Annotated in this window: 22 protein-coding genes; 13 read left to right on the top strand and 9 right to left on the bottom strand. The window is 65.5% G+C overall.

Translation table 11 applies throughout. From position 1 onward, the window contains the following. Positions 1-45: 45 nt before the first annotated feature. The 8 genes from DB708_RS26945 (at position 46) to DB708_RS26910 (ending at position 11,049) form a co-directional block, all read left to right on the top strand. Positions 46-777 (top strand): NUDIX hydrolase, encoded by a 732-nt coding sequence (locus DB708_RS26945; RefSeq protein ID WP_108926495.1) that lies wholly within the window; start codon positions 46-48, stop codon positions 775-777. After that, complete coding sequence (locus DB708_RS26940; protein ID WP_108926494.1) at positions 774-3,170, top strand: DUF6049 family protein; 2,397 nt, start codon at positions 774-776, stop codon at positions 3,168-3,170. Before DB708_RS26945 ends, DB708_RS26940 begins: the two co-directional genes overlap by 4 nt. After that, the gene (locus DB708_RS26935; protein WP_108926493.1) at positions 3,167-6,760 is read left to right on the top strand and encodes a murein biosynthesis integral membrane protein MurJ; all 3,594 of its coding nucleotides are present in this window, start codon (positions 3,167-3,169) and stop codon (positions 6,758-6,760) included. Before DB708_RS26940 ends, DB708_RS26935 begins: the two co-directional genes overlap by 4 nt. Before the next feature lie 61 nt (positions 6,761-6,821). Then, entirely contained in the window at positions 6,822-7,409 is a 588-nt protein-coding gene (gene sigM / locus DB708_RS26930; protein WP_108926492.1) for an RNA polymerase sigma factor SigM, read from the top strand. A gap of 58 nt (positions 7,410-7,467) precedes the next feature. Then, positions 7,468-8,235: a hypothetical protein gene (locus DB708_RS26925; protein ID WP_108926491.1), complete on the top strand. Its 768-nt coding sequence runs from the start codon at positions 7,468-7,470 to the stop codon at positions 8,233-8,235. A 93-nt stretch (positions 8,236-8,328) separates the two neighbouring features. After that, positions 8,329-9,345, top strand: a complete 1,017-nt coding sequence (gene trxB / locus DB708_RS26920) for a thioredoxin-disulfide reductase (RefSeq protein WP_108926490.1) — start codon at positions 8,329-8,331, stop codon at positions 9,343-9,345. Next, the gene (trxA, locus tag DB708_RS26915) at positions 9,342-9,695 is read left to right on the top strand and encodes a thioredoxin (protein ID WP_108926489.1); all 354 of its coding nucleotides are present in this window, start codon (positions 9,342-9,344) and stop codon (positions 9,693-9,695) included. The genes trxB and trxA overlap by 4 nt, the downstream gene beginning before the upstream one ends. Before the next feature lie 133 nt (positions 9,696-9,828). After that, entirely contained in the window at positions 9,829-11,049 is a 1,221-nt protein-coding gene (locus tag DB708_RS26910; RefSeq protein ID WP_108926488.1) for an N-acetylmuramoyl-L-alanine amidase, read from the top strand. Here the strand turns inward: DB708_RS26910 and DB708_RS26905 are convergent. From DB708_RS26905 to rpmH, 9 genes are all read right to left on the bottom strand, one after another. After that, positions 11,046-11,798: an acetyltransferase gene (locus tag DB708_RS26905; RefSeq protein WP_108926487.1), complete on the bottom strand. Its 753-nt coding sequence runs from the start codon at positions 11,796-11,798 to the stop codon at positions 11,046-11,048. The genes DB708_RS26910 and DB708_RS26905 overlap by 4 nt on opposite strands. 284 nt (positions 11,799-12,082) lie before the next feature. Further along, positions 12,083-13,066, bottom strand: coding sequence for a ParB/RepB/Spo0J family partition protein (locus DB708_RS26900; RefSeq protein WP_108926486.1), 984 nt, complete (start codon positions 13,064-13,066; stop codon positions 12,083-12,085). Between the two features lie 23 nt (positions 13,067-13,089). Next, positions 13,090-14,109: a ParA family protein gene (locus DB708_RS26895; protein ID WP_409347640.1), complete on the bottom strand. Its 1,020-nt coding sequence runs from the start codon at positions 14,107-14,109 to the stop codon at positions 13,090-13,092. Beyond that, positions 14,106-14,840, bottom strand: a complete 735-nt coding sequence (gene rsmG / locus DB708_RS26890; protein WP_108926484.1) for a 16S rRNA (guanine(527)-N(7))-methyltransferase RsmG — start codon at positions 14,838-14,840, stop codon at positions 14,106-14,108. Before rsmG ends, DB708_RS26895 begins: the two co-directional genes overlap by 4 nt. 60 nt (positions 14,841-14,900) lie before the next feature. Then, positions 14,901-15,473 carry a Jag family protein gene (locus tag DB708_RS26885; RefSeq protein ID WP_108926529.1) on the bottom strand — a complete coding sequence of 191 codons (573 nt, stop codon included), beginning with the start codon at positions 15,471-15,473 and terminating at the stop codon, positions 14,901-14,903. An 83-nt stretch (positions 15,474-15,556) separates the two neighbouring features. Then, entirely contained in the window at positions 15,557-16,648 is a 1,092-nt protein-coding gene (gene yidC / locus DB708_RS26880) for a membrane protein insertase YidC (protein WP_108926483.1), read from the bottom strand. After that, complete coding sequence (yidD, locus tag DB708_RS26875; RefSeq protein ID WP_409347639.1) at positions 16,632-16,991, bottom strand: membrane protein insertion efficiency factor YidD; 360 nt, start codon at positions 16,989-16,991, stop codon at positions 16,632-16,634. Before yidD ends, yidC begins: the two co-directional genes overlap by 17 nt. Continuing rightward, positions 16,988-17,350 carry a ribonuclease P protein component gene (rnpA, locus tag DB708_RS26870; protein ID WP_165839943.1) on the bottom strand — a complete coding sequence of 121 codons (363 nt, stop codon included), beginning with the start codon at positions 17,348-17,350 and terminating at the stop codon, positions 16,988-16,990. The genes yidD and rnpA overlap by 4 nt, the downstream gene beginning before the upstream one ends. 22 nt (positions 17,351-17,372) lie before the next feature. Continuing rightward, positions 17,373-17,516 (bottom strand): 50S ribosomal protein L34, encoded by a 144-nt coding sequence (gene rpmH, locus DB708_RS26865; protein WP_003874369.1) that lies wholly within the window; start codon positions 17,514-17,516, stop codon positions 17,373-17,375. Positions 17,517-18,128: 612 nt separating this feature from the next. On the opposite strand from rpmH, the gene dnaA reads away from it, so the two are divergent. The 5 genes from dnaA (at position 18,129) to gyrB (ending at position 25,407) form a co-directional block, all read left to right on the top strand. Next, positions 18,129-19,652, top strand: a complete 1,524-nt coding sequence (dnaA, locus tag DB708_RS26860; protein WP_108926528.1) for a chromosomal replication initiator protein DnaA — start codon at positions 18,129-18,131, stop codon at positions 19,650-19,652. A gap of 528 nt (positions 19,653-20,180) precedes the next feature. Beyond that, a complete protein-coding gene (gene dnaN, locus DB708_RS26855; RefSeq protein ID WP_108926480.1) occupies positions 20,181-21,380 on the top strand; it encodes a DNA polymerase III subunit beta in 1,200 nt (399 codons plus the stop codon). Next, entirely contained in the window at positions 21,381-22,547 is a 1,167-nt protein-coding gene (recF, locus tag DB708_RS26850) for a DNA replication/repair protein RecF (protein WP_108926479.1), read from the top strand. Further along, positions 22,544-23,107: a DUF721 family protein gene (locus DB708_RS26845; RefSeq protein WP_108926478.1), complete on the top strand. Its 564-nt coding sequence runs from the start codon at positions 22,544-22,546 to the stop codon at positions 23,105-23,107. Before recF ends, DB708_RS26845 begins: the two co-directional genes overlap by 4 nt. Positions 23,108-23,373: 266 nt before the next feature. Then, positions 23,374-25,407 carry a DNA topoisomerase (ATP-hydrolyzing) subunit B gene (gyrB, locus tag DB708_RS26840; RefSeq protein WP_108926477.1) on the top strand — a complete coding sequence of 678 codons (2,034 nt, stop codon included), beginning with the start codon at positions 23,374-23,376 and terminating at the stop codon, positions 25,405-25,407. Positions 25,408-25,423: the final 16 nt, after the last annotated feature.

Raw genomic sequence — 25,423 nt, 5'->3', positions numbered from 1 at the left:
CGAGTATGTCAGGAAGACCAGCTCGTCCCAGCTACTATCGCTTGGGTGTCGGATGGCGAGCAAGCCAAACCACGTCGACGCCGGGGGCGCCGTCGGGGTCGTGGCAGCGTCGGTGCGTCCGCGAACGATGCCGATGCCAAAGTGACGGCCGACTCCGGGGCGGCCAACAGGCGCCGACCGCGCGTACCCCGCCGGGTCCCGGAGCGGCTGCGCACCGTGCACGAAACTTCCGCGGGTGGGCTCGTCATCGACGGCATCGACGGGCCGCTCGACGCACAGGTCGCCGCCCTGATCGGGCGGATCGATCGGCGTGGACGGATGCTGTGGTCGCTGCCCAAAGGCCACATCGAACTCGGTGAGACGGCCGAGCAGACCGCCATTCGCGAGGTTGCCGAGGAGACCGGAATCCGCGGCAGCGTGCTGGCTGCGCTGGGGCGCATCGACTACTGGTTCGTCACCGACGGCCGCCGGGTACACAAGACCGTGCACCACTATCTGATGCGCTTCTCCGGGGGCGAGCTCTCCGACGAAGACCTCGAAGTCGCCGAGGTGGCGTGGGTGCCAATGCAAGAGCTGCCTTCCCGGCTCGCTTACGCCGACGAAAGACGGCTGGCCGAGGTCGCCAACGAACTGATCGGAAAGCTGCAGAGCGACGGTCCTGCTTCGCTGCCGCCACTGCCGCCCAGTGCGCCGCGGCGAAACCCGCAGACCCATTCCCGAACCCGGCATTCCGACAAACCCCCCGGTCGTAAGAACGGTCACGGGCCAGGACCGTGACCGCACCGCGACTCTGCTGGGCCGGCTTGTTGCGCCTTGCCGCTGTGGTCGGCATCGTGGCCGGCTTTGCGGTGGTTCTCACCGGACCCGTCGGCATGCCCCGCGCAGCGGCCGACGAGCCCGGAGCGACGCCATTTGTCCGCGTCCGCATCGACCAGGTGACGCCGGACGTCGTCACCACGACGAGCCCACCGGTCGTCACAGTCAGCGGAACGGTGGCCAACATCGGTGACCGCCCCGTCCGCGACGTGATGGTCCGGCTCGAACACGCCGCCGCCGTCAACGCGTCGGCCGCCCTGCGCACCTCGTTGGACGGCGCCACCGACCAGTACCAGCCGGCCGCTGATTTCCTCACGGTGGCACCCGAGCTGCAGCGCGGCCAAGAGGTCGGCTTCACCCTGTCCGCGCCGCTGCGATCGTTGGCCAAGCCGTCGTTGGACTTCGACGAGCCCGGGATTTACCCCATCCTGGTCAATGTCAACGGAACACCCGACTACGGCGCCCCCGCGCGGCTCGATAATGCGCGGTTCCTGCTGCCGGTGCTGGGGATGCCGCCCGACCGTGCCGATTCCCTGGAATCCGCGGTCGCGCCCGACACCTCGAAACCGGTGTGGGTCACCATGCTGTGGCCGCTGGCCGACCGGCCGCGATTGGCACCGGGCCAACCGGGTGGCACCATCGGCGTCCGGCTGGTCGATGACGACTTGGCCACGTCGTTGGCCACCGGCGGCCGACTGGACATTCTGCTGTCCGCGGCCGAGGTCGCGACCAGCCATGACGTCGATCCCGACGGCGCGGTCGGCCGGGCACTGTGCTTGGCCATTGACCCGGACCTGCTGGTCACCGTCAATGCGATGACGGCCGGCTACGTAGTGTCCAACTCCCCCGACGGTCCCGCGCAGCAGCCCGGCACCCCGACCCATCCGGGCACCGGGCAGGCCGCCGCGACCGGCTGGCTGAACCGATTACGCGCGCTGGGCAGGCGCACCTGTGTCGCACCGCTGCCCTACGCGCAGGCCGATCTGGACGCCTTGCAACGCGTCAACGATCCGGGGCTCAGCGCGATCGCCACCACCAGCGTCGGCGACATCGTCGACCACATCCTGGATGTCCAGTCCACCCGCGGCGCCACGCTGCTGCCCGACGGCCCGCTGACCGGCCGTACTGTCGACCTGCTCAACGCGAACAACAGCACAGTCGCTGTCGCCGCGGGCGATTTGGTCGCGCCGGACTCGCAGCCGTCGTCCGGGCCGGGCGTCGACACCGCCCCCCGGCGGTTGTCCCCGCAAGTCGTGCTCGCACCCTTCGATCCGGCCGTCGGGGCCGCACTGGCCGGGGCGGGCAACAGCCCGAGCGTTCCCACTTATCTGGACCCCTCGCTGACGGTTCGGCTCGCGCACGACTCGAACACCGCGCGGCGTCAGGACGCCCTGGGCTCGATGTTCTGGCACGCGCTGGATCGAGACGCTCCGCCGCGCACGCAAATCCTGGTCCCGCCGGCGACGTGGAATCTACAGGCCGATGACGCGCAGGTCATCCTGACCGCGCTGGCCACCACCATCCGCTCCGGGCTCGGGGTGCCCCGGCCGCTCGCGGCGCTAATCGCCGAGGCCTCGGCCAGCACCGAGCCGCCGGCGCCGCTGGCTGGCTCCGTACCGGAGCGAGGCCGCTTCAGCGAGAACGTCACCGCCGACATCAACGGCCAAGTGGGCCGGCTGTGGAAGCTGACCTCGGCGTTGAGCACCGACGAACGCACGGGGCTGACCGGCGTTCAGTACACCGCGCCGCTGCGCGAGGACATGCTGCGCGCGTTGAGCCAATCGGATCCGCCCGACACCCGCAACGGGCTAGCCCACCAGCGGCTCGAAGTCGTCGGCAACACGATCAACGATTTGTTCGGCGCGGCGACGATCGTCAACCCCGGCGGCTCCTACACGCTGGCCACTGAACACAGTCCACTGCCGTTGGCCCTGCACAACGGCCTGGCCGTGCCGATCAAGGTCCGCGTGCAGGTCGACGCCCCACCGGGAATGACGGTGACCGATGTCGGGCAGATCGAACTGCCCCCCGGCTACCTGCCGCTGCGGGTACCGATCGAAGTGAACTTCACCCAACGGGTCGCCATCGACGTCACGCTGCGGACCCCGGACGGCACCCGATTGGGTGAACCGGTGCGCATGTCGGTGCACTCCAACGCCTATGGCAAGGTGCTGTTCGCGATCACCCTGACCGCGGCGGCGGTGCTGGTGCTGCTCGCCGGGCGCCGGCTTTGGCACCGGTTCCGCGGCCAGCCCGACCGCGCCGACCTGGACCGCCCCGACCCGCCGCACCACCATCCCGCCGACGCGGGGCGCGATGTTGGCGATCGCGTCGACGAAGAGCACCGGGTATGAAACCCGCCTACCGGCGGTCTCATCACCAGCACCCGCCGCCGGGCCGGATTCCGCTGCCGACGGGACCGCTGCCGCCGGTGCCAGACCTGTCCACCCGGCGGGTGGAACTGTCCGATGCTGCGCTGGTGTCGCGGTCGTGGGCGATGGCGTTCGCGACACTGGTCAGCCGGATCACCGGCTTCGCCCGGATCGTGGTGCTGGCCGCGATCCTAGGTGCGGCGCTGTCCAGCGCTTTCTCGGTGGCCAATCAGCTGCCGAACCTGGTTGCCGCGCTTGTGCTGGAGGCGACCTTCACCGCGATCTTCGTGCCGGTGTTGGCTCGCGCCGAGCAGAGCGACCCCGACGGCGGTGCCGCGTTCGTCCGGCGCCTGGTCACGGTGACCACCGCGCTGCTGGCATTCGCCACCGTGGTCTCGGTGGTGGCCGCGCCGCTGCTGGTTCGGTTGATGCTGGGTCGCAGCCCACAGGTCAACGAACCGCTGACCACTGCGTTCGCCTACCTACTGCTGCCGCAGGTGCTCGCCTACGGTCTGACATCGGTGTTCATGGCAATCCTGAATACACGCAACGTATTCGGCCCGACGGCGTGGGCTCCGGTCGTCAACAACGTCGTCGCGCTGGTGACACTGGGCGTCTATCTGGCCGTCCCCGGTGAACTGTCGGTCGATCCCGTCCGGATGGGCAACGCCAAGCTACTGGTGCTCGCCATCGGCACCACGTTGGGCGTCTACGCGCAGACCGCGATACTGCTGATCGCCCTGCGCCGCGAGCGCATCAGCCTGCGACCGCTATGGGGAATCGACGCGCGACTCAAGCGGTTCGGCGCGATGGCCGTCGCGATGGTGCTCTATGTGCTGATCAGCCAGCTGGGCCTGGTGGTGGGAAACCAAATCGCCAGTACCGCAGCGGCTTCCGGCCCCGCGATTTACAACTACACCTGGCTGGTGCTGATGCTGCCGTTCGGCATGATCGGCGTAACGGTGTTGACCGTGGTAATGCCGCGGCTGAGCCGTAACGCGGCAGCCGACGACACCCGGGCCGTGCTCGCCGACCTGTCGCTGGCCACCCGGCTGACGTTGGTCACGCTGATTCCGATCGTGGCGTTCATGACCGTTGGCGGGCCGGCGATCGGTAGCGCGTTGTTCGCCTACGGCCACTTCGGCGGGGTCGACGCCGGGTACCTGGGCGCCGCGATCGCGTTGTCGGCGTTCACGTTGATCCCCTACGGGCTGGTGCTGTTGCAGCTGCGTGTGTTCTACGCGCGGGAGCAGCCGTGGACGCCGATCGTGGTCATCCTCGTCATCACCGCCGTCAAAATCGCCGGCTCGGTGCTGGCGCCGCACGTCACCCACGACCCCCAACTGGTGGCCGGGTACCTCGGCCTGGCCAATGGGCTCGGATTCCTGATCGGCGCGATCGTCGGCTACTACCTGCTGCGCCGCGTCCTGCTGCGGCGCGGCGGCCATCTGGTTGGGCTCGCGGAGATACGAACGGTCCTGGTGACAGTCGTAGCGTCGATGCTCGCCGGCCTGATCGCCCACGTGGTCGACCGGCTTCTGGGGCTGGCCGCGCTCACCGCGCACGGCGGTGCCGCGGGTTCGCTGCTGCGACTTTTGGTGCTGGGCGCGATCATGGCGCCGGTCATCGTGGCGGTCATGGTCCGTGCACAGGTGCCCGAAGCGGTGGCGGCGGCGGCGGCCGTGCGGCGCCGCATCGGCCGGGGCGCTGTCAGCCCGACCGTGGCGCCGGGATCCCGCCCGGCGGCTATCTCACAGGGATCGTCTCACCGGGGCCCTGTCACGTACCCTGAGCAGAGAAATTCGTCCCCGCCGGGGGTTAATGCGGTCCAGGATCCGATCCGGCGCAGGCCTCCGGATCGAGCAGGCGACACCCGGCTAACGAAAGGACCGGAGGTGACCGACCGCCCCTTGGAGAGCGCCGCGTCCGGCCCTGGGTCTGGTTTGGGATCAGGCGGCGACTTGCCGCGGCCACCCGCCGGCGACTTTCAGCCTGACATTTCGGCCGAACGGAAGCCCGAATCGTCGGGGCCACTCCCACCGGAGCAGCGCAACGGCGGTCCCCACGAGCGTGACGCGGAGGCGGCAAGCGACGACGGGCACCTGGTGCCCGGCGCCCGTATCGCGGGTGGCCGGTATCGGCTGCTGGTCTTCCACGGCGGTGCGCCGCCCCTGCAGTTCTGGCAGGCACTCGACACCGCGCTGGACCGGCAGGTGTCGCTGACCTTCGTCGACCCGGACGGGGCACTGCCGGAGGCCGTGCTGCAGGAGATCCTGTCCCGCACGCTGCGGCTCAGCCGGATCGACAAGCCCGGCATCGCGCGCGTGCTCGACGTGGTCCACTCCGACCGTGGCGGCCTGGTCGTCGCGGAATGGATTCGCGGCGGCTCGCTGCAGGAGGTCGCCGATACCGCCCCCTCACCCGTCGGTGCCGTGCGAGCCATGCAGGCGCTGGCCGCCGCCGCCGACACCGCCCACCGCACCGGAGTCGCGCTGTCGATCGATCACCCGAGCCGGGTTCGGGTGAGCATCGAGGGCGACGTCGTGCTCGCCTACCCGGCGACGATGCCCGACGCCAACCCGGAGGACGACATCCGCGGCATCGGCGCCTCGCTGTATGCCTTGTTGGTCAACCGGTGGCCGCTGCCGGAGTTCGGGGTGCGCAGCGGGCTAGCTCCAGCCGACCGGGATGGCTCCGGCCTTCCCGTCGAACCCAACGCCATCGATCGCGACATCCCCTTCCAGATCTCCGCGGTTGCCGTGCGGGCGGTGCAGGAAGACGGCGGAATACGCAGTGCTTCAACGCTTTTGAATCTCTTGCAGCAAGCCACCGCAGTGGCCGACCGCACCGAGGTGCTAGGCCCGATCGATGACTCGCCACCGCCTGCGGCCCCACGCGTAACCGGCGATGAGCACTTGACGTTGGCGCGCCGGCGCCGCAACCTGATGATCGGCGGCGCCGCGGCACTCGCGATCATTGTGGTCGCGTTGCTGGTGCTGGCCTCGATCGTGAGCAGGATCTTCGGCAACGTCGGTGGCGGCCTGAACAAGGACGAGCTCGGACTCAACGGCCCCGGTTCGTCGAGTTCGTCTTCGTCGTCGGCGAATCCCGCGCCGGCGGGCAGTGTCGTCAAACCCACTCGGGCCACGGTCTTCTCCCCTGACGGGGATCCCGACAACGCGAGCACGGCCGGGCAAGCCATTGACGGCGACCCCACAACCGCTTGGGCGACCGAGGTCTATACCGATGCCGTCCCGTTCCCCAGTTTCAAGGTGGGCGAAGGCCTGATACTGCAACTGCCGAAGCCCACGGTGGTCGGCCAGGTCACTATCGACACACCAAGCACCGGCACCAAGATCGAGATTCGCGCTGCGTCCACGGCGTCACCCGCGAAGCTGGACGACACCACCGTGCTGGCTCCGGCGTTCACGCTCAAGCCCGGCCATAACGTCATCCCGGTCAAGGCCGGCTCACCGACGTCGAACCTGTTGGTATGGATCTCCACATTGGGGACAACCAATGGCAAGAGCCAGGCCGGTTTGTCGGAGATCACCGTCCGAGCCGCATCCTGAGACTCACAACCGGGCCTTCGAGTGAAGTGCCGCACGGCATCCCATTGGTTAGTGTCCGGCCGTGGGCATCGGCGGGTACATCCAGCAGGAACGCAGTGACGCCGAGCTGCTGGCCGCACACGTCGCCGGTGACCGCCACGCCTTCGGCGAGTTGTTCGTACGCCATCGACGCCAGTTGCACCGCCTGGCCCGGCTGACCACCCGCAGTCCCGAGGACGCCGAAGACGCGCTGCAGGACGCGATGCTGTCGGCGCACCGGGGTGCCGGCACGTTTCGGTACGACGCCGCGGTCGGCAGCTGGTTGCACCGGATCGTGGTCAACGCCTGCCTGGATCGGCTGCGCCGCACCAAATCCCACCGGACCGAGCCGCTCGAGGACGTCTACCCGGTGGCCGATCGCACGGCTCAGGTTGAGACCGCCATGTTGGTGCAGCATGCACTGATGCGGCTGCCCGTTGAGCAGCGCGCCACGATTGTCGCGGTCGACATGCAGGGCTATTCGATCGCCGACACCGCCTTGCTGTTGGGCATCGCCGAGGGCACGGTCAAGAGCCGATGCGCCCGCGCCCGCGTGCGGCTTGCCCAGCTCCTCGGCTATCTAGATGCCGGCGCCCACACCACACCGGACCACCCCGCCGGTCAGCGTTAACGCCGCTCGACCGGGCCGGGGCTCACCTTCGGTGGGGGCATGACGGACACTGGGGCGGATGGGCGAAGCGGAAAACCAACCCTCGGATCACGATCCGGATGATCGGAATGCGGGAGCAGACGCTGCGCCGACGGTCGAAGCGCTCGCCGACCTTCAGGCCGGTCTGCTGGACGACGACGCCGCCGCCCGGCTACGCCGGCAAGTTCGCGAAGACCCGGACGCCGCAGGGGCCCTGCACGCTTTGAATCAGGTGCGCCGCGATGTCGCAGCCGCCGGTGCGGATCCGGAATCGGCACCCGAACCGCCGGCCGAGGTGACCGCCCGGATCGCCGCGGCGCTGCGGTCGGCGGGTCCGGCCGGCTCGCCGAGCGTGCCCGCCCACTCCGCGCGCCCGCGCATCCGCCCGGCCCGTGTTGCCGCCGGCGCGGCCGGGGTGCTCGCCGCGATCGGTTTCGGCACGGCCGCACTGCTCAACGCCCCCACACCCACGCCGAGCACACCGACCACCGCCGAACACATCACGGTGTCGACACCGCCCATGGCGATCCCGCTGTCCGCGGCCGAGATCGTCGGCCTGCTGCACCGCGCTCCCGATTACGGCCCGCTCAGTGAACCGGCACGGCGCGCGTCCTGCCTCGGCGGTCTCGGCTATCCCGCGTCCACGCAGGTACTCGGCGCGCGCCCGATCGAGATCAACGCCCGCCCCGGCGTGCTGCTGGTGCTCCCCGCCGACACTGCAGCCGACCTGGCGGTCTTTGCGGTGGCGCTGAACTGCAGTGCCGCCGACACCGGGCTGTTAGCCAGCACTCAAGTCCCCCGGCCTTAAGGTGGTGCCACGTGTTGCGCGACACCACCGGGAACACCCACGCCTACGCTGGCGTTCGACACGATTGAAGAAATCTGTATCTGAAAGGCTCGTATGACCGACTCCGCTCATGACACAGTCCACGACGTCATCGTCATCGGTTCCGGTCCGGCTGGGTACACGGCAGCCCTCTACGCGGCGCGCGCTCAGCTGGCACCGCTGGTCTTCGAAGGGACCTCCTTCGGTGGTGCGCTGATGACCACGACCGAGGTGGAGAACTACCCCGGCTTCCGCGACGGCATCACCGGCCCGGAGCTGATGGACCAGATGCGCGAGCAGGCGTTGCGCTTCGGCGCGGACCTGCGGATGGAAGACGTCGAGTCGGTTTCGCTGGACGGCCCGATCAAGTCGGTCGTCACGGCCGAAGGAGAGACCTTCAAAGCTCGGGCCGTGATCTTGGCGATGGGTGCCGCGGCACGTTACCTGCAGGTGCCCGGAGAGCAGGAGTTGCTGGGCCGCGGGGTGAGCGCGTGTGCCACCTGCGACGGGTTCTTCTTCCGCGACCAGGACATCGCCGTAATCGGCGGCGGTGACTCGGCGATGGAAGAGGCGACGTTCCTGACCCGATTTGCCCGTAGCGTGACGCTCGTGCACCGCCGCGACGAGTTCCGGGCGTCGAAGATCATGCTGAACCGGGCCCGGACCAACGACAAGATCAAATTCATTACCAACCAAACCGTGGTCACGGTAGACGGCGAGTCGACGGTGACCGGATTGCGGTTGCGGGACAACGTAACTGGCGAAGAAACCACGTTGCCGGTGACGGGTGTGTTCGTGGCGATCGGTCACGAACCGCGGTCGGCTCTGGTGCGCGGTGCCATCGATGTGGACGCGGACGGGTACGTACTTGTCAAGGGGCGCACCACAAGTACCGCGCTGGAGGGTGTCTTCGCGGCCGGCGATCTGGTCGACCACACCTACCGCCAAGCGGTCACCGCCGCGGGCAGTGGCTGTGCCGCAGCCATTGACGCCGAGCGATGGCTGGCCGACCAGGAAGATTCGGAAGCCGCCGGCACAAAGCCGGCGACTGGAAATGCGGACGATACTGATTTGATTGGAGCACCACGATGAGCGATGCCGAAAAAGCCGGGGCCACAAAGGAAGTCTCTGATGCTTCCTTCTCCGCAGATGTGTTGTCCAGCGATAAGCCTGTGCTGGTTGACTTCTGGGCGACGTGGTGCGGACCATGCAAGATGGTCGCGCCCGTTCTCGAGGAGATCGCGGCCGAGCGTTCGGAACAACTGACCGTCGCCAAGCTTGACGTGGACGCAAATCCTGAGACGGCGCGCGACTTCCAGGTGGTGTCGATCCCCACGATGATCCTGTTCAAGGACGGCCAGCCGGTGAAGCGGATCGTCGGCGCAAAGGGTAAGGCCGCGCTGCTGCGTGAGCTTTCCGACGCGGTTCCCAACCTCACCTGACCGCATCCGGCGCTTTGCGGCAATGCCTCGCCGTTTAGCCTGGCGTTTTCCCGAAATTGAGAAGGATCTGCGACAATACCGGTTAGCTGTAGTGCGTTTGTGAGCCTGTCAGTTGTCCCGGAGGGCCCTTGGTATGTCGAGTCCGCGCCGCGAATACGGCGACGTGCTGCGCTGTGGTGACCGCAGCGCAGCTGTGACCGAGATCCGGGCCTCGCTGGCTGCACTAGGGCTTCTCGACAACGCCGAAGAAGACTTGACCACGGGCCGGCATGTGGCCCTTGAGGTTTTCGATGCCCAGCTCGACCAGGCGGTACGTGCCTTCCAGCAGCATCGTGGCCTACTGGTCGACGGCATCGTCGGCGAGGCCACCTACCGCGCGCTCAAAGAAGCGTCCTACCGCCTCGGCGCACGCACGCTGTACCACCAATTCGGCGCACCTCTATACGGCGACGATGTTGCGACATTGCAGGCCCGGCTCCAGGACCTCGGTTTCTACACGGGATTGGTCGACGGACATTTCGGCTTGCAGACGCACAACGCGTTGATGTCGTACCAGCGCGAGTACGGGATGTCCGCCGACGGGATCTGTGGCCCGGAAACCTTACGCTCTTTGTACTTTCTAAGTTCGCGGGTCAGCGGTGGCTCGCCGCACGCAATCCGCGAAGAAGAACTGGTCCGTCGATCTGGCCCCCGGCTCTCGGGCAAGCGGATCATCATCGATCCAGGCCGCGGCGGCGACGACCGCGGCCTCATAGCACCGGGCCCGGCCGGCCCGGTCAGCGAAGCAGATATCTTGTGGGACTTGGCCAGTCGCCTCGAGGGCCGGATGACCGCGATCGGCATGGAGACGTTCCTGTCCCGGCCAACCAACCGCAGCCCCTCGGACGCCGAGCGTGCCGCGACGGCTAACAATGTGGGCGCGGACCTGATGATCAGCCTGCGCTGCGAAGCTCAGGTCAGCCCTTCAGCCAACGGCGTGGCCTCGTTCCACTTCGGCAACTCGCACGGTTCGGTGTCGACGATCGGCCGTAATCTCGCCGACTTCATTCAGCGGGAAGTGGTGGCCCGCACCGGATTACGGGATTGCCGGACGCATGGCCGTACTTGGGACCTGCTGCGCCTGACGCGGATGCCCACCGTCCAGGTCGACGTCGGCTACATCACCAACGCGGGTGATCGGGACATGCTGCTCGCCACACAAGCGCGCGATGCCATCGCCGAAGGTATCCTCGCCGCGGTCAAGCGGCTCTACCTGCTCGGCAAGAATGACCGGCCCACCGGAACGTTCACGTTCGCCGAACTGCTTGCTCACGAACTGTCAGTAGAGCGGACCACCCGACTCGGCGGCGCTTAACCGTTCTGCTTGTTCTGCAACACATTTCCCGACGCCGATCCAGCCCCGACTGGCTGCTGCAGCTGAGCGTTCGCCAGCAGGCGCTCCAAGGCCGCCTCCACTTCCGCCTTCCACCCCAGCCCCTTGTCCAGCTCGAGGCGTAGTCGCGGGAAGTACGAATGCGGCGCCACCACAACGAATCCCACATCTTTCAAGAATTCCGCGTCGATGATGCAGCGCTCCACCGAGCAATCCCCGAGGGATTCCAGCACCGGGCGCACGTCGGGATCGACCAGTTGCGGATCCAACGCCTCCGAAGCCGCCGGCGTGCGGCCGAAGGCTTCCAGCGCCCGGACTCCGCGGCGCATCAGTTCTTCGATTACCCGGGCCAGCAGGCTGTGCGGCAAGTCGTCGGGGGCATGCCCGAGTTCGATACCCATCGATGTCAGCAGCACCGCGTCCGCAGACACCGGCGCAGTCGGAAACCGCTGCGCCCGCGGCACCGCTCCCGGCGGCGCGTACAGGACGTAGCCCAGGCATGGTGGATCGGTGTGGCTTTGCTCGTCGGGCAACGCGGTCGCGACCTGACCACACGAACCCCACTCCAGCATCACCATGGAGAGCCACGCCTCTTTTTCGAATTCCGGGTCGGCGAGATGGTCCTGGTCGCCGAGGGTCGCGGGATCGACCTCCCAGAAGACGCAGCGACGCGCGTGCTTGGGAAGCTGCTCGAAGGCTTCGAGCCGCAGGGGCGTGATTCGAGCGGACACTAGCCTCCTGGCTTCCATGCGTATCGCAGCCCGTCGCCGCTAACCCGGCTGGCCCCGGGCTGACGTGGCCAACAACCCCTCCAGGATAGGAGAGTTTGTCGTTCTCGGGCCAGTGTTGGCCCTGCCACGCCGAGGCGTGCGCCCGGCCGCCCCGCGGCGCGGCGCGAAAGTGTGCCGAGTTCCGAAAAGTCTTGATGCACAACGGATCTCCGCGCCCACGTAGGTCAAATGCGGACCAGAAACCCGCGCTGTGTCACAGTGACGTAATTACACGGTGTAACGGGTCATGCCTTGGGCGGGGTCATAGTGTCGATAATCCGCTGGAGATCCTCGACCGAGGCGAACTCCACCACGATCCTCCCCTTACGCTTGCCCAGGCTGACCGTCACTCGGGTGTCGAAGGCGTTCGACAGCCTATCGGCGACGTCTTGCAGGCCCGGCATCTGAATCGGCTTGCGGCGTTGCGGTGCCGGCGCCGCTGTGTCGCCGCGGTTGGCCAGCGTCACGGCCTCCTCGGTAGCGCGCACCGACAGCCCCTCGGCGACGATCCGGCTCGCCAACTCTTCCTGTGCTTCAGGCCCGGACTCCAGCGACAGCAACGCGCGGGCATGGCCGGCGGACAGCACCCCCGCCGCCACTCGGCGCTGCACGGCGATCGGCAGTTTGAGCAAGCGGATCATGTTGGTGATCAGCGGCCGCGACCGCCCGATCCGCGAGGCGAGTTCGTCGTGGGTGACCCCGAACTCGTCGAGCAACTGCTGGTATGCCGCCGCTTCTTCCAAGGGGTTCAGCTGTGCCCGATGGATGTTTTCGAGCAAGGCGTCGCGCAGTAGGTTGTCGTCAGTTGTCTCTCGCACGATGGCCGGGAGGGTGGCCAGCTGCGCCGCTTGGGCGGCCCGCCAGCGCCGCTCCCCCATCACGATCTGGTAACGCGCACCACCCGGAGCCGGGGTGACCGCTCGCACCACGATCGGCTGCAACAGACCGAACTCGCGGATCGAGTGCACCAGTTCGGCAAGCGCCTCGTCATCGAAGACCTGGCGCGGCTGGCGCGGGTTGGGCTCGATGTCGGATGGTGCGATCTCGCGATACACCGCGCCCATTTCGTTGACTCCGGGCGCGGGCCCACCGATCAGCACATCAGCGGCCGCGTCCCCCATCCGGGGGCCCAGCGTCGCGGGCCCCGAGTCACCCTCGGCGGGGCCGGTGGGAATCAGCGAAGCCAGGCCCCGGCCGAGGCCGCCCTTCTTGCGTGACGGCTGCGTCATTGTCGTCCCTTCACGGATGGTGATTAGTCACGCTGCGCGAGTTCGCGGCTCGCGTCGAGATAGCTCATCGCCCCGCGCGAACCGGGGTCGTAATCGATGATGGTCATGCTGTAGCCGGGCGCTTCCGACACTTTGACGCTGCGCGGGATGACGGTGCGCAACACCTTGTCGCCGAAGTACCGGCGTACCTCCTCGGCGACCTGATCGGCAAGCTTGGTCCGGCCGTCGTACATCGTCAGAACCACCGTCGTCACATCGAGCTGAGGGTTGAGATGCGCCTTCACCATCTCGATGTTCCGCATCAGCTGCGACACACCTTCCAATGCGTAGTACTCGCACTGGATCGGGATCAATACCTCGGGCGCGGCCACCAGCGCATTGATGGTCAGCAGCCCCAGCGACGGTGGGCAATCCACGAAGACGTAATCGAAGTCGAAGCGCTCGAGCTCCGCCAGGGCGGTACGCAATCGATTCTCGCGTGCCACCATGCTGACCAACTCGATCTCGGCACCCGCCAAATCGATGGTCGCCGGAACGCAGAACAGGCGGTCGCTGTGCGGGCTGCGGCGCAGCGCGGAATCCAGCGTCTCTTCACCGAGCAGTACTTCGTACGACGAGGGTGTGCCGGCCGGCCGGTCAGTGATGCCGAGCGCCGTGCTCGCATTGCCCTGTGGGTCGAGATCGATGACGAGCGTCTTGAGTCCCTGCAGTGCGAGTGCCGCAGCGAGGTTGACCGCGGTGGTCGTCTTGCCGACTCCACCCTTTTGGTTTGCGACGGTAAAAACCCGCCGGTGTCGCGGTCTGCGCAGCGGGGGGTACGTGGTGTGCAGCACCCGCATGGCGCGTTCTGCCGCCGCGCCGATCGGGGTGTCGAACTCATTCGATGTTTCACGTGAAACATCCGCGGCGGTTTCACTCGGCGACTCGTCCGCGAGTGGCACCGACTCGTCCGGCGTCAGTGGCGGCGCGACAGGTGCCCCCGCTGGATTGGTCTGCTGCACGCTGGGACCCGAGCCACCGAATCGATCTTGGGGAGAGCTCATCGCTTTCTCCTGTCCGCCCTTGGAGCCGACCCGCGACGCGACCGTGCTGCGCACTGCGCTACCACCACGGTTGCGGGCGGACGCAAATAGCTCGCGCCACATGTCACCACCCTGACATTCACTGCACCCAACGCAGCCATCCCACGCCGGTGCTGTTCGACTTCCTCGGGAGCACGCTCCCCCTTGATCGCAATCATCCGTCCGTCCGGTCGTAGCAACGGCATGCTCCACTTCGTCAACTTGTCCAACGCTGCAACAGCTCGCGACACCGCGGCGTCTCTCTCGCCGAACCGTCTACGTACCTCCGGCTCTTCGGCGCGGCCACGGACGACTTCGACGGTTAACCCTAGTTCCGCAATGACCTCTTTGAGAAACTCGCTGCGGCGTAGCAGTGGCTCGAGGAGGGAGACCTCCAGATCGGGCCGTGCGATCGCGAGCGGTATCCCCGGCAACCCCGCCCCGCTCCCGATATCGACGATCCGCTCACCGTGCTCTAGCACCTCGGCGACCGCTGCACTATTTAATAGGTGGCGCTCCCAGATGCGGTCGACCTCGCGTGGACCCAGGAGTCCGCGCTCCACTCCAGCCGTCGCGAGCGTTTCCGCGTACTGCTCCGCGACCGCAAGCCGTGCTCCGAAGATTTGGGCCGCCGCGGTGGGTGCCGGCCCGGCGCCCATGGTGCCGGATGCTTCCGCCCCGCCCAAGCCGCCGACATGTTTCACGTGAAACATTCCTCCGGTCTTCGGACCTACAGGGCGGGATGAACTACACCGATGTAACCCGGTCCCCGACTAGTCGTGCAGGACGACAACGCGGCGAGACGGCTCAACACCTTCGCTCTCGCTGTGCACTCCGTCTACTGCCGCGACGGCGTCGTGGACGATCTTGCGCTCGAACGGCGTCATCGGCTTGAGCTCTTCGCGCTCGCCGCTCTCCAACACACGCCGCGCCACCTTGTCGCCCAACGCGGCCAGTTCCTCGCGCCGACGGCGGCGCCAACTCGCGACGTCCAGCATCAGCCGGCTACGGACGCCGGTCTTCTGATGCACCGCCAGTCGGGTCAGCTCCTGCAGCGCGTCGAGCACCTCACCGCCGCGGCCAACCAACTTGGTTAAGTCGTCGCTGCCGTCAATGCTGACGATCGCCCGATTGCCTTCGACGTCCAGATCGATGTCGCCGTCGAAGTCCAACAGATCCAGTAGCTCTTCCAGATAGTCGCCGGCGATCTCTCCTTCGGCGACCAACCGCTCCTCGAGGTCCTCGCCCTCGGGGGCACCGGCCTCTGTTGTCGCGGTCTCCTCGGCCTCATCCTCGACCGCCACTGGAGTTTCCAGGTCACGTTCGGTGGTGTCAGCGTCCGTCATTTCTTCTCCCTCATCCATGGGTCCGTCCCTGTCTCATTCGGGTCACTCTCCGGAGACGGCCCGGTAAAGCTGTGGCGCCTTTGTCAGCGCTTCCGTTTCTTCGGTCGAGCACCCGGTCTCGGTGTGCGGGTGCTCGGACCATTCGAGCCTCCGGTCGTGTCCGGCGTGGCGTCCTCGCCCCCGTCGCCGTCCGCTTCCGTCACCGACTCGATGTCGTCGCCAGCCGTCGACGAGCCGTTGTCGCTCGCCGGTGTTGCCTTGCGCTTCGGCTTGGCTCCCGGCTGCGGCGCATTGGCCGCCCGCCGCTGAAGCACTTCCTGTTTCTTGGCCTCGTCCTCTTTCTCAATCATGTTGAAGACGTAGTGCTGCTGACCGAAGGTCCAGATGTTGTTCGCGAACCAGTACAAGATGATCGCCAGCGGCAGGAAAGGGCCGCCGACGACCACTCCCAATGGAAAGACGTACAAGGCGAGTTTGTTCATCATGGCGGTCTGCGGATTGGCTGCGGCTTCCGCGCTCTGCCGGGCGACCGATGCTCGACTGTTGAAGTAGGTCGCGACGCCCGCCAAGATCATCACCGGAGCGCCGACCAGGATGACCGACGGGCGGCTGAAGTCGATGAAGGCGTCCAGACCGGTGCGCTGCGTCATGGACGCACCGATGGGCGCGCCAAACAGATTCGCGTCCAGGAAGTGCCCGACGTCCGTCGGGCTGAACATGTAGTTGCCCGTCAAGCGATTTTGGAAGACCGACATCTGTGGCTGCCCGAAGCCGCCCGTAGTGCGGTTGAACGAACGCAACACGTGATAGAGCCCGAGGAAGACCGGGATCTGGGCGAGCATCGGCAGGCAGCCCAGGATCGGATTGAACCCGTGCTCGCGTTGCAGCTTTTGCATCTCGAGCGCCATCCGCTGACGGTCCTTGCCGTACTTCTTCTGCAGCGCCTTGATCTGTGGCTGCAATTCCTGCATCTGCCGGGTGGTGCGGATCTGGCGCACGAACGGCTTGTAGAGCAGCGCGCGCAACGTGAACACGAGGAACATCACCGACAGCGCCCAGGCGAAAAAGTTGGACGTCCCCAGCATCGAGGCGAACAGCTTGTACCAGAGCCACATGATCCACGACACCGGGTAGTAGACGAAGTCGAGGCTGAACACATCAAACAAAAGATTCACTCTCCCCTCGCGGCGCCGGGGCATCCCCGGTGTCACTGGTGTCTTCGAAGTCCATCCGGCAACCCCGGTGTTCTGAGGTGCGCTCCGGTATCGGATCCCATCCTCCCCGATGCCATGGTCCGCACTTGACGAGCCTGGCTGCCGCCAGCCAACTCCCCCGAATCAACCCGTACTCGGTGAGGGCATCGACGGCGTACTGGCTGCAGGTCGGCATGAAGCGACACGTCGCCGGGCGCAGCGGCGAGATCATATGGCGGTACAGCTGAATCAGGAAAACCAGTCCGCGCGCAACGGTCCTGCCCGCACCGCCCACTCTCACGCACGCCGGCGCCGTCACAGTCAACGGTCCGTTCCGGCTCGTTCGAAGGCGCGCCGCAAACCTTTGCGTAGCTCCTGCTCCAACCATGCCGACGACACCTGCCGGCTACTGGGCAACGCCCGGATAACCACCTGGTCGCATTGATGGAGATCGGTGAGCATGCCCCGCACGGCATTGCGAAGGCGGCGCGAGACCTTATGCCGGTCAACCGCGGAGCCAACTGATTTGGCGACGATCAACCCGACCCGAGGCCCATTGCCCACTTCACCATTACTTCCCCGGCGGACATGCACGACGAGGTCGGGCTGCGCTGTGCGCATCCCATATTTCACAGTCGCGTCGAATTCCCGTGACCGCCTCATGCGGTTGCGCGCAGGAAGCACCGCCACAAGCCTGCCGGTCAGATCAGGCAGATAGCGCGCGGCGGCCCTTGCGGCGGCGGCCAGACACGATGGCACGCCCGGCACGGGTACGCATCCGCAGACGGAAGCCATGCACTCGGGCTCGGCGCCGGTTGTTCGGCTGGAAGGTCCGCTTCCCCTTGGCCACGGCGTTCTCCTCGTTCTGTTTCGCTAGAAGCTTTCCCAGCCATCCGGCCGCTCACGTTTGACTCAGCTCGAATGCTTCGTGATTCGGTCGAAAAGTGGTCCTGCTGCTGGCCGGCGCGGTCCCCGGGGGGCATAATTCCTGGGTCGCAGCCGTATCGCCGACTTTCGGGCGACTGTATGAGGGTACTGACGAGCGTTCGCCGGGTCAAACCTGGCCTGCCCCAACGGACCAAGTAACACCCGACATGAAATCTTTGGTTGCCGACGGCCCCGACCAGCACGCCTTCGTCGGCAAGTCGCGACACGCCCCAGCAGACCCTAAAGAACCCGATTGGAATGCAACAGAACTGTTGGCAGCCGCACGGAAAACTGTTAGCTTCGGGCAATGCCGTTTCAGACTGGAGCGGCGCTCGACAACGAAGCATGCTGGCGGATCTACTAGCTGTGCAGGCGACCTAGCCGGGATTGTCTCCAGCCCGCAGATCGCGAGCCGTCGCCCGTAGGTTGCGGCCCGCATACGCCTATCCTGTCCACACCTGTGTATAACTATGTGGACAGTTGCTTTGTCGGCAAGCGTGATTGCACCTCAACGTCGGACCAGGGAGATGCGTCGTTGACCGATGACTCCGGTTCTGGTTTCACGACAGTGTGGAATGCGGTCGTCTCCGAGCTCAACGGCGATCCCGACGAAGACGGTGGTACCGGTAATCGCACGGCTCTTGCTACTCCGCTGACTCCGCAACAACGGGCATGGCTGAATCTCGTGCAGCCACTCACCATCGTCGAGGGCTTCGCCTTGTTGTCGGTGCCGAGCAGCTTTGTGCAAAATGAGATCGAGCGTCACCTGCGCACCCCGATCACCGATGCGTTGAGCCGCCGGCTCGGACAACAAGTCCAACTCGGAGTGCGGATCGCGCCGCCGTCCGACGACGTCGACGACACCCCGTTCCCGCAAGGGGATACCTTCACCGACGACATCGACGTAGCAGCGTCAACTGACGCCGATGAGACTGACGAAAACGGTGAGGTCGTCGGCATCGAGCAGAGTTGGCCCAACTACTTCGCCGAGCGCCCGCACAGCACCGATGCGGTGGCCGCCGCAGGCGGCACCAGCCTGAACCGGCGCTACACCTTCGAGACTTTCGTCATCGGTGCTTCCAATCGGTTCGCGCACGCCGCGGCCCTCGCTATCGCCGAAGCGCCGGCGCGCACCTACAACCCTCTTTTCATCTGGGGCGAGTCCGGACTGGGGAAGACCCACTTGTTGCACGCCGCAGGCAATTACGCGCAGCGGCTGTTCCCGGGCATGCGCGTCAAATACGTGTCGACCGAGGAATTCACCAACGACTTCATCAACTCGCTGCGCGACGATCGCAAGGTCGCGTTCAAGCGCAGCTACCGCGACGTCGATGTGCTGCTGGTCGATGACATTCAGTTCATCGAGGGTAAGGAAGGCATCCAGGAAGAGTTCTTCCACACCTTCAACACGTTGCACAACGCCAACAAGCAGATCGTCATCTCATCAGACCGGCCGCCCAAACAACTCGCCACCTTGGAAGACCGGCTGCGAACACGGTTCGAGTGGGGCCTGATTACCGATGTGCAGCCACCCGAACTGGAAACCCGCATCGCGATTCTGCGCAAGAAAGCTCAGATGGAGCGGCTCGCGGTTCCCGACGACGTACTCGAGCTCATCGCCAGCAGCATCGAGCGCAACATCCGTGAGCTCGAAGGAGCTCTGATCCGGGTCACCGCATTCGCCTCGCTGAACAAGACGCCGATCGACAAGTCGCTAGCCGAGATTGTGCTGCGCGACCTGATCGCCGATGCGAGCACGATGCAAATCAGCGCGGCGACCATCATGGCCGCCACCGCCGAATACTTCGACACCACCGTCGAGGAATTACGCGGGCCGGGTAAGACCCGAGCACTGGCTCAGTCCCGCCAGATCGCGATGTATCTGTGCCGCGAGCTCACCGACCTGTCACTGCCCAAGATCGGCCAGGCGTTCGGTCGCGACCACACCACGGTCATGTACGCGCAGCGAAAGATTTTGTCCGAGATGGCCGAGCGGCGTGAGGTATTCGATCACGTCAAAGAACTCACCACTCGCATCCGTCAGCGCTCCAAGCGCTGATTCGGACCACCGCGCGTCAAACTTTTTTCAAAAACTTCTCACACGTTTGTCACTCCAGCCACAGCCGCGCGATGTGCGCAGCGTTGTGTACAAACGTGCCAAACAACAGTGAAGCAATCGGCCTTCAAGTGCACGCCGTTAGCCCATCCCCAGTAGGTCAACATCGGCTGCACAGTTATCAAGCCTGTCATCCACAAGCCGATCGCTGCGCTAGCTGCACCGGAACCCACTTGTCCCCAGAATGCACAGGCCTTAATACTGGTACTGAGATCTCTTCGTCGTTTCTTCTTTGAAGAACAGGCTTGGGGACGCGTCGTTACACAGCGCGCACCGAGCTCTCGACCACTCGGCTTGTCGGCCTTTGCGATTAGCTTTCAAGATGGGCGCGGAAGCTCTACGGTTGTGATTCGACTCCCGTTGTGGACGTCGTGGCGCATGCCTACCATCGGCGTTCGTTGCGGGGCCTCACGCTAGCGGGGCTGGAACGCTAGCTGCCGGATTCGATCTTTGGGCAGGTGAAGGGACGCTATGGACGTGGCGACGACAAGTGCTGGCCTCACCGACCTGAAGTTTCGCCTGGTCCGGGAATCTTTTGCCGAAGCGGTGTCGTGGGTTGCGAAGAACCTGCCGAGCCGGCCGGCGGTGCCTGTGCTTTCCGGCGTGCTATTGACCGGCTCGGACGAAGGCCTGACCATCTCGGGATTCGATTACGAGGTTTCCGCCGAAGCACAGGTTGCGGCCGAAATAGCTTCTCCGGGAAGCGTTTTGGTGTCAGGAAGGTTGTTATCTGACATCACCCGGGCGTTGCCCGACAAGCTTGTCGACTTTTACGTCGATGGCAATCGGGTCGCGCTAACCTGCGGAAGCGCGAAGTTCTCGCTGCCGACGATGGCAGTCGAGGATTACCCGACGCTGCCGTCGCTGCCGGAAGAAACCGGAAGCCTGCCGTCGGATTTGTTCGCCGAAGCGATCGGCCAGGTCGCGATTGCCGCCGGCCGGGACGACACACTGCCGATGCTGACCGGCATCCGGGTTGAGATCTCGGGCGAGAAGGTGGTTTTGGCGGCGACCGACAGATTCCGTCTGGCAGTTCGTGAGCTGACGTGGTCAGCGCTGTCGCCCGACATCGAAGCGGCTGTACTGGTGCCGGCCAAGACGCTGGCCGAGGCCGCCAAGACCGGCACGGACGGTGCCGATGTCCGGTTGTCGTTGGGCGCTGGCAGCGGAGTCGGAAAAGATGGGCTGCTTGGTATCAGCGGGAACGGCAAACGGAGCACCACACGACTGCTAGACGCCGAATTCCCGAAGTTCCGCCAGCTATTGCCCGCCGAGCACACCGCGGTCGCGACCATCAACGTCGCTGAGTTGACCGAAGCCATCAAGCTGGTTGCGTTGGTGGCGGACCGGGGTGCGCAGGTACGCATGGAATTCGCCGAGGGCGTGCTGCGGCTTTCGGCCGGTGCCGACGATGTCGGCCGGGCCGAGGAAGAGCTTGCCGTCGACTTCGCCGGCGAGCCGTTGACCATCGCGTTCAACCCGACTTATCTGACCGACGGGCTCAGCTCGGTGAAGGCGGACCGGGTGTCGTTCGGTTTCACTACCCCAGGTAAGCCGGCGTTGCTGCGCCCGGCGTTCGATGCCGATAGTCATCCGACGGGGTCCGGGCCGTTCTCCGCGTTGCCCACGGATTACGTCTACCTGTTGATGCCAGTTCGGTTGCCGGGATAGGTGTACGTCCGGCATTTGGGGCTGCGTGATTTCCGGTCCTGGGCACACGCCGACCTTGAGCTCGAACCGGGCCGGACGGTGTTCGTCGGTCCGAACGGCTTTGGAAAGACTAATTTGGTTGAGGCACTGTGGTATTCGACCACCTTGGGTTCACATCGGGTTGGGACGGATGTGCCGTTGATCCGAGCGGGTGCCGGCCGCGCGGTTATTTCCACGATCGTGGTCAACGACGGCCGAGAATGCGCGATCGATTTGGAGATTGCCGCGGGACGGGCGAACAAGGCTCGGCTGAACCGTTCGCCGGTGCGCAGTACGCGCGAAGTGATCGGGGTATTGCGCGCGGTGCTCTTTGCTCCCGAAGACCTGGCCTTGGTTCGCGGGGATCCGGCGGACCGGCGCCGCTATCTCGATGAGTTGGCGACCGTGCGTCGCCCGGTACTCGCCGCCGTACGGGCGGACTACGACAAAGTGCTGCGGCAGCGCACGGCATTGTTGAAATCGGTAGCCGGGTCGCGGCATCGAGGTGATCACGGCGCGCTGGAAACCCTCGACGTGTGGGACAGCAGGTTGGCGGAGCACGGCGCCGAATTGATGGCCGCCCGTATCGATTTGGTGAATCAGTTGGCACCGGAAGTGGAAAAGGCCTACCAATTGTTGGCGCCGGCCTCGCGGCCGGCGGCTATCAATTACAAAACGAGTATCGACGGCCTGGGTGTCGAAGGCGTGGGTGATGGCGCGGGTAGCGACCGCGAATTTTTGGAGGCCGCACTGCTGTCGGGGTTAGCGGCCCGGCGTAATGCCGAATTGGAACGCGGCGTGTGTCTAGTCGGCCCGCATCGCGACGATTTGGAGTTGCGTCTCGGCGATCAACCGGCCAAAGGCTTTGCGAGCCATGGGGAATCGTGGTCTTTTGCAATCGCGCTACGGCTGGCCGCGTATGAATTGCTGCGCGCGGACGGCAGCGAACCGGTGTTGTTGCTCGACGACGTGTTCGCCGAACTGGACGCGTCCCGCCGCAAGGCCCTGGCGGCGGTCGCGGAATCCGCGGAACAGGTGTTGGTAACCGCGGCGGTGCTGGAAGATATCCCCGCGGGCTGGGACGCTAGGCGGGTGCACATCGACTTGCAAGATGATGAGGCCGGACGAGTCTCGGTGATGCAAGCATGACCGGCACCGAGGACGAGCCGCCCGTCCAAAGCACCGAACAACCGAGTGACCTCAGCGGGATCGACCTGGTGCGGCGCACCCTCGAGGAGGCTCGCGCGGCGGCGCGAGCCCAGGGCAAAGATGCCGGGCGTGGGCGTGCAAGTAATCCCATTGCGCGCCGTGTTGCCGGGCAACGGCGAAGTTGGTCGGGTCCTGGACCCGACGTGCGCGATCCGCAACCGATGGGCAGGGTCGCGCGCGACCTGGCGAAGAAGCGTGGTTGGTCGGGACGCGTCGCGGAAGGCACCGTGCTCGGCCACTGGACGTCCGTCGTCGGCCACCAGATCGCCGATCACGCGACCCCGATCGCCCTCAATGAGGGGGTGCTCAGCGTCGCGGCCGAATCCACCGCCTGGGCCACGCAGCTGCGGATGATCCAGGCTCAGTTGTTGGCCAAGATCGCCGCCTCGGTGGGCAACGGCGTGGTGACGTCGTTGAAAATCACCGGGCCGGCCGCCCCTTCCTGGCGGAAGGGGCCCCGGCATATCTCCGGCCGAGGCCCGCGCGACACCTACGGCTGACACGATTGACTGGTTCATCGACGCCGGCGAACCGCCGTCAACAAGGCGTAAAGGTCGACCTCTCAGATCGGCGAGAACGAAACGGACCCCCATGACGCACGTCCGGACGCGCCGTCAATAGAGAAATTGAGCGCACGGCGCGTCCAGATAGGTAGAAACGCGCCCAGAAAATCGGTCCCGGCCCCCGATCACGGTAGAGTGAAGTGATGCGACTGCTGCGGTGACTGGAACCGCCCGCATGACACCCCGAGGAGAGCATTCCGACCGTGGCTGCCCAGAAGAAGAAGGCGCAAGACGAATACGGCGCGTCAGCGATCACCGTGCTCGAAGGCCTAGAGGCCGTCCGTAAACGCCCCGGCATGTACATCGGGTCTACCGGGGAGCGAGGTCTGCACCATCTGGTCTGGGAGGTGGTCGACAACTCGGTGGACGAGGCGATGGCCGGCTACGCCAACCAGGTCGACGTGCGCATCCTCGATGACGGCAGTGTCGAGGTCGCCGACAACGGTCGCGGTATCCCGGTCGCCATGCACGCCACCGGTGCCCCGACCGTGGACGTGGTGATGACGCAACTACACGCCGGCGGCAAGTTCGGCGGCGAGAACAGTGGCTACAACGTCAGTGGCGGGTTGCACGGTGTCGGTGTCTCTGTCGTCAACGCGCTTTCGCGCCGCCTTGAGGTGGACATCTCCCGGGATGGTTATGAGTGGTCGCAGTTCTATGACCGCGCGGTACCCGGAACCCTCAAACAAGGCGAGGCCACAAAGAAGACCGGAACCACGATCAGGTTCTGGGCCGACTCCGAGATCTTCGAGACGACCGAGTACGACTTCGAGACGGTGGCTCGTCGGCTGCAGGAAATGGCTTTTCTGAACAAGGGTTTGACGATCAACCTCACCGACGAGCGGGTGACCAAGGAGGAGGTCGTCGACGAGGTTGTCAGCGACACGGCCGAAGCGCCTAAATCCGCAGAAGAAAAAGCGGCCGAGTCGACGGCCTCGCAGAAGGTCAAGCGACGCACGTTCCACTACCCCGGCGGCTTGGTCGACTTCGTCAAGCACATCAACCGCACCAAGAGCCCGATTCAGCAGAGCATCATCGATTTCGACGGCAAGGGCACCGGCCATGAGGTCGAGATCGCAATGCAGTGGAACGGCGGATATTCCGAGTCGGTACACACCTTCGCCAACACAATCAATACCCATGAAGGCGGCACCCACGAGGAGGGTTTCCGCAGCGCGCTGACGTCCGTGGTGAACAAGTACGCCAAAGACAAGAAGCTGTTGAAGGAAAAGGACGCCAACCTGACCGGTGACGACATTCGGGAGGGGCTGGCGGCGGTCATCTCGGTGAAGGTGGCCGAACCACAGTTCGAGGGCCAGACCAAGACCAAGTTGGGCAACACCGAAGTCAAGTCGTTCGTTCAGAAGGTCTGCAACGAACAGCTCACGCACTGGTTCGAGGCCAATCCCTCGGAGGCTAAAACCGTTGTTAATAAAGCGGTTTCATCGGCACAAGCACGCATCGCCGCGCGCAAAGCACGAGAGTTGGTGCGCCGCAAGAGCGCGACCGATCTCGGTGGGCTACCGGGCAAGCTTGCCGACTGCCGTTCCACCGATCCGCGGCGCTCGGAACTGTATGTGGTGGAGGGAGATTCAGCCGGAGGCTCGGCCAAGAGCGGCCGCGACTCGATGTTCCAGGCGATCCTTCCGCTGCGCGGCAAGATCATCAACGTGGAAAAGGCGCGCATCGACCGCGTTCTGAAAAACACTGAAGCCCAGGCGATTATCACCGCGTTGGGCACCGGGATCCACGACGAGTTCGACATCACCAAACTGCGCTATCACAAGATCGTGCTGATGGCCGACGCCGACGTGGACGGCCAGCACATCTCGACGCTGCTGTTGACGCTGTTGTTCCGGTTCATGCGGCCGCTGATCGAAAACGGGCACGTGTTCTTGGCGCAGCCACCGCTGTACAAGTTGAAGTGGCAGCGCAGCGACCCGGAATTCGCCTACTCCGATCGCGAGCGCGACGGACTGCTCGAGGCAGGACTGAAGGCCGGCCGCAAGATCAACAAGGAAGACGGCATCCAGCGCTACAAGGGTCTCGGCGAAATGGATGCCAAGGAACTGTGGGAAACCACGATGGACCCGACCGTCCGGGTGTTGCGACAAATCACCCTCGACGACGCCGCCGCGGCCGACGAGTTGTTCTCGATCCTGATGGGCGAGGACGTCGATGCGCGCCGCAGCTTTATCACCCGCAATGCCAAGGACGTTCGCTTCCTAGACGTCTGACCGATCAGACGGCCAC

The sequence above is a fragment of the Mycobacterium montefiorense genome (assembly GCF_003112775.1).
Lineage (GTDB): Bacteria > Actinomycetota > Actinomycetes > Mycobacteriales > Mycobacteriaceae > Mycobacterium > Mycobacterium montefiorense.
Note: the sequence above shows the minus strand (reverse complement) of the source record. Positions and strands in the feature narration are given on the sequence as shown.

What these genes read in the sequence shown, in the direction of transcription:
- DB708_RS26935 (WP_108926493.1), top strand. Translation starts at nt 3,167, where the DNA reads ATGAAACCCGCCTACCGGCGGTCTCATCACCAGCACCCGCCGCCGGGC.
- DB708_RS26925 (WP_108926491.1), top strand. Translation starts at nt 7,468, where the DNA reads ATGGGCGAAGCGGAAAACCAACCCTCGGATCACGATCCGGATGATCGG.
- trxB (WP_108926490.1), top strand. Translation starts at nt 8,329, where the DNA reads ATGACCGACTCCGCTCATGACACAGTCCACGACGTCATCGTCATCGGT.
- trxA (WP_108926489.1), top strand. Translation starts at nt 9,342, where the DNA reads ATGAGCGATGCCGAAAAAGCCGGGGCCACAAAGGAAGTCTCTGATGCT.
- DB708_RS26910 (WP_108926488.1), top strand. Translation starts at nt 9,829, where the DNA reads ATGTCGAGTCCGCGCCGCGAATACGGCGACGTGCTGCGCTGTGGTGAC.
- DB708_RS26900 (WP_108926486.1), bottom strand. Translation starts at nt 13,066, where the DNA reads ATGACGCAGCCGTCACGCAAGAAGGGCGGCCTCGGCCGGGGCCTGGCT.
- DB708_RS26895 (WP_409347640.1), bottom strand. Translation starts at nt 14,109, where the DNA reads ATGAGCTCTCCCCAAGATCGATTCGGTGGCTCGGGTCCCAGCGTGCAG.
- rsmG (WP_108926484.1), bottom strand. Translation starts at nt 14,840, where the DNA reads ATGTTTCACGTGAAACATGTCGGCGGCTTGGGCGGGGCGGAAGCATCC.
- DB708_RS26885 (WP_108926529.1), bottom strand. Translation starts at nt 15,473, where the DNA reads ATGACGGACGCTGACACCACCGAACGTGACCTGGAAACTCCAGTGGCG.
- dnaN (WP_108926480.1), top strand. Translation starts at nt 20,181, where the DNA reads ATGGACGTGGCGACGACAAGTGCTGGCCTCACCGACCTGAAGTTTCGC.
- DB708_RS26845 (WP_108926478.1), top strand. Translation starts at nt 22,544, where the DNA reads ATGACCGGCACCGAGGACGAGCCGCCCGTCCAAAGCACCGAACAACCG.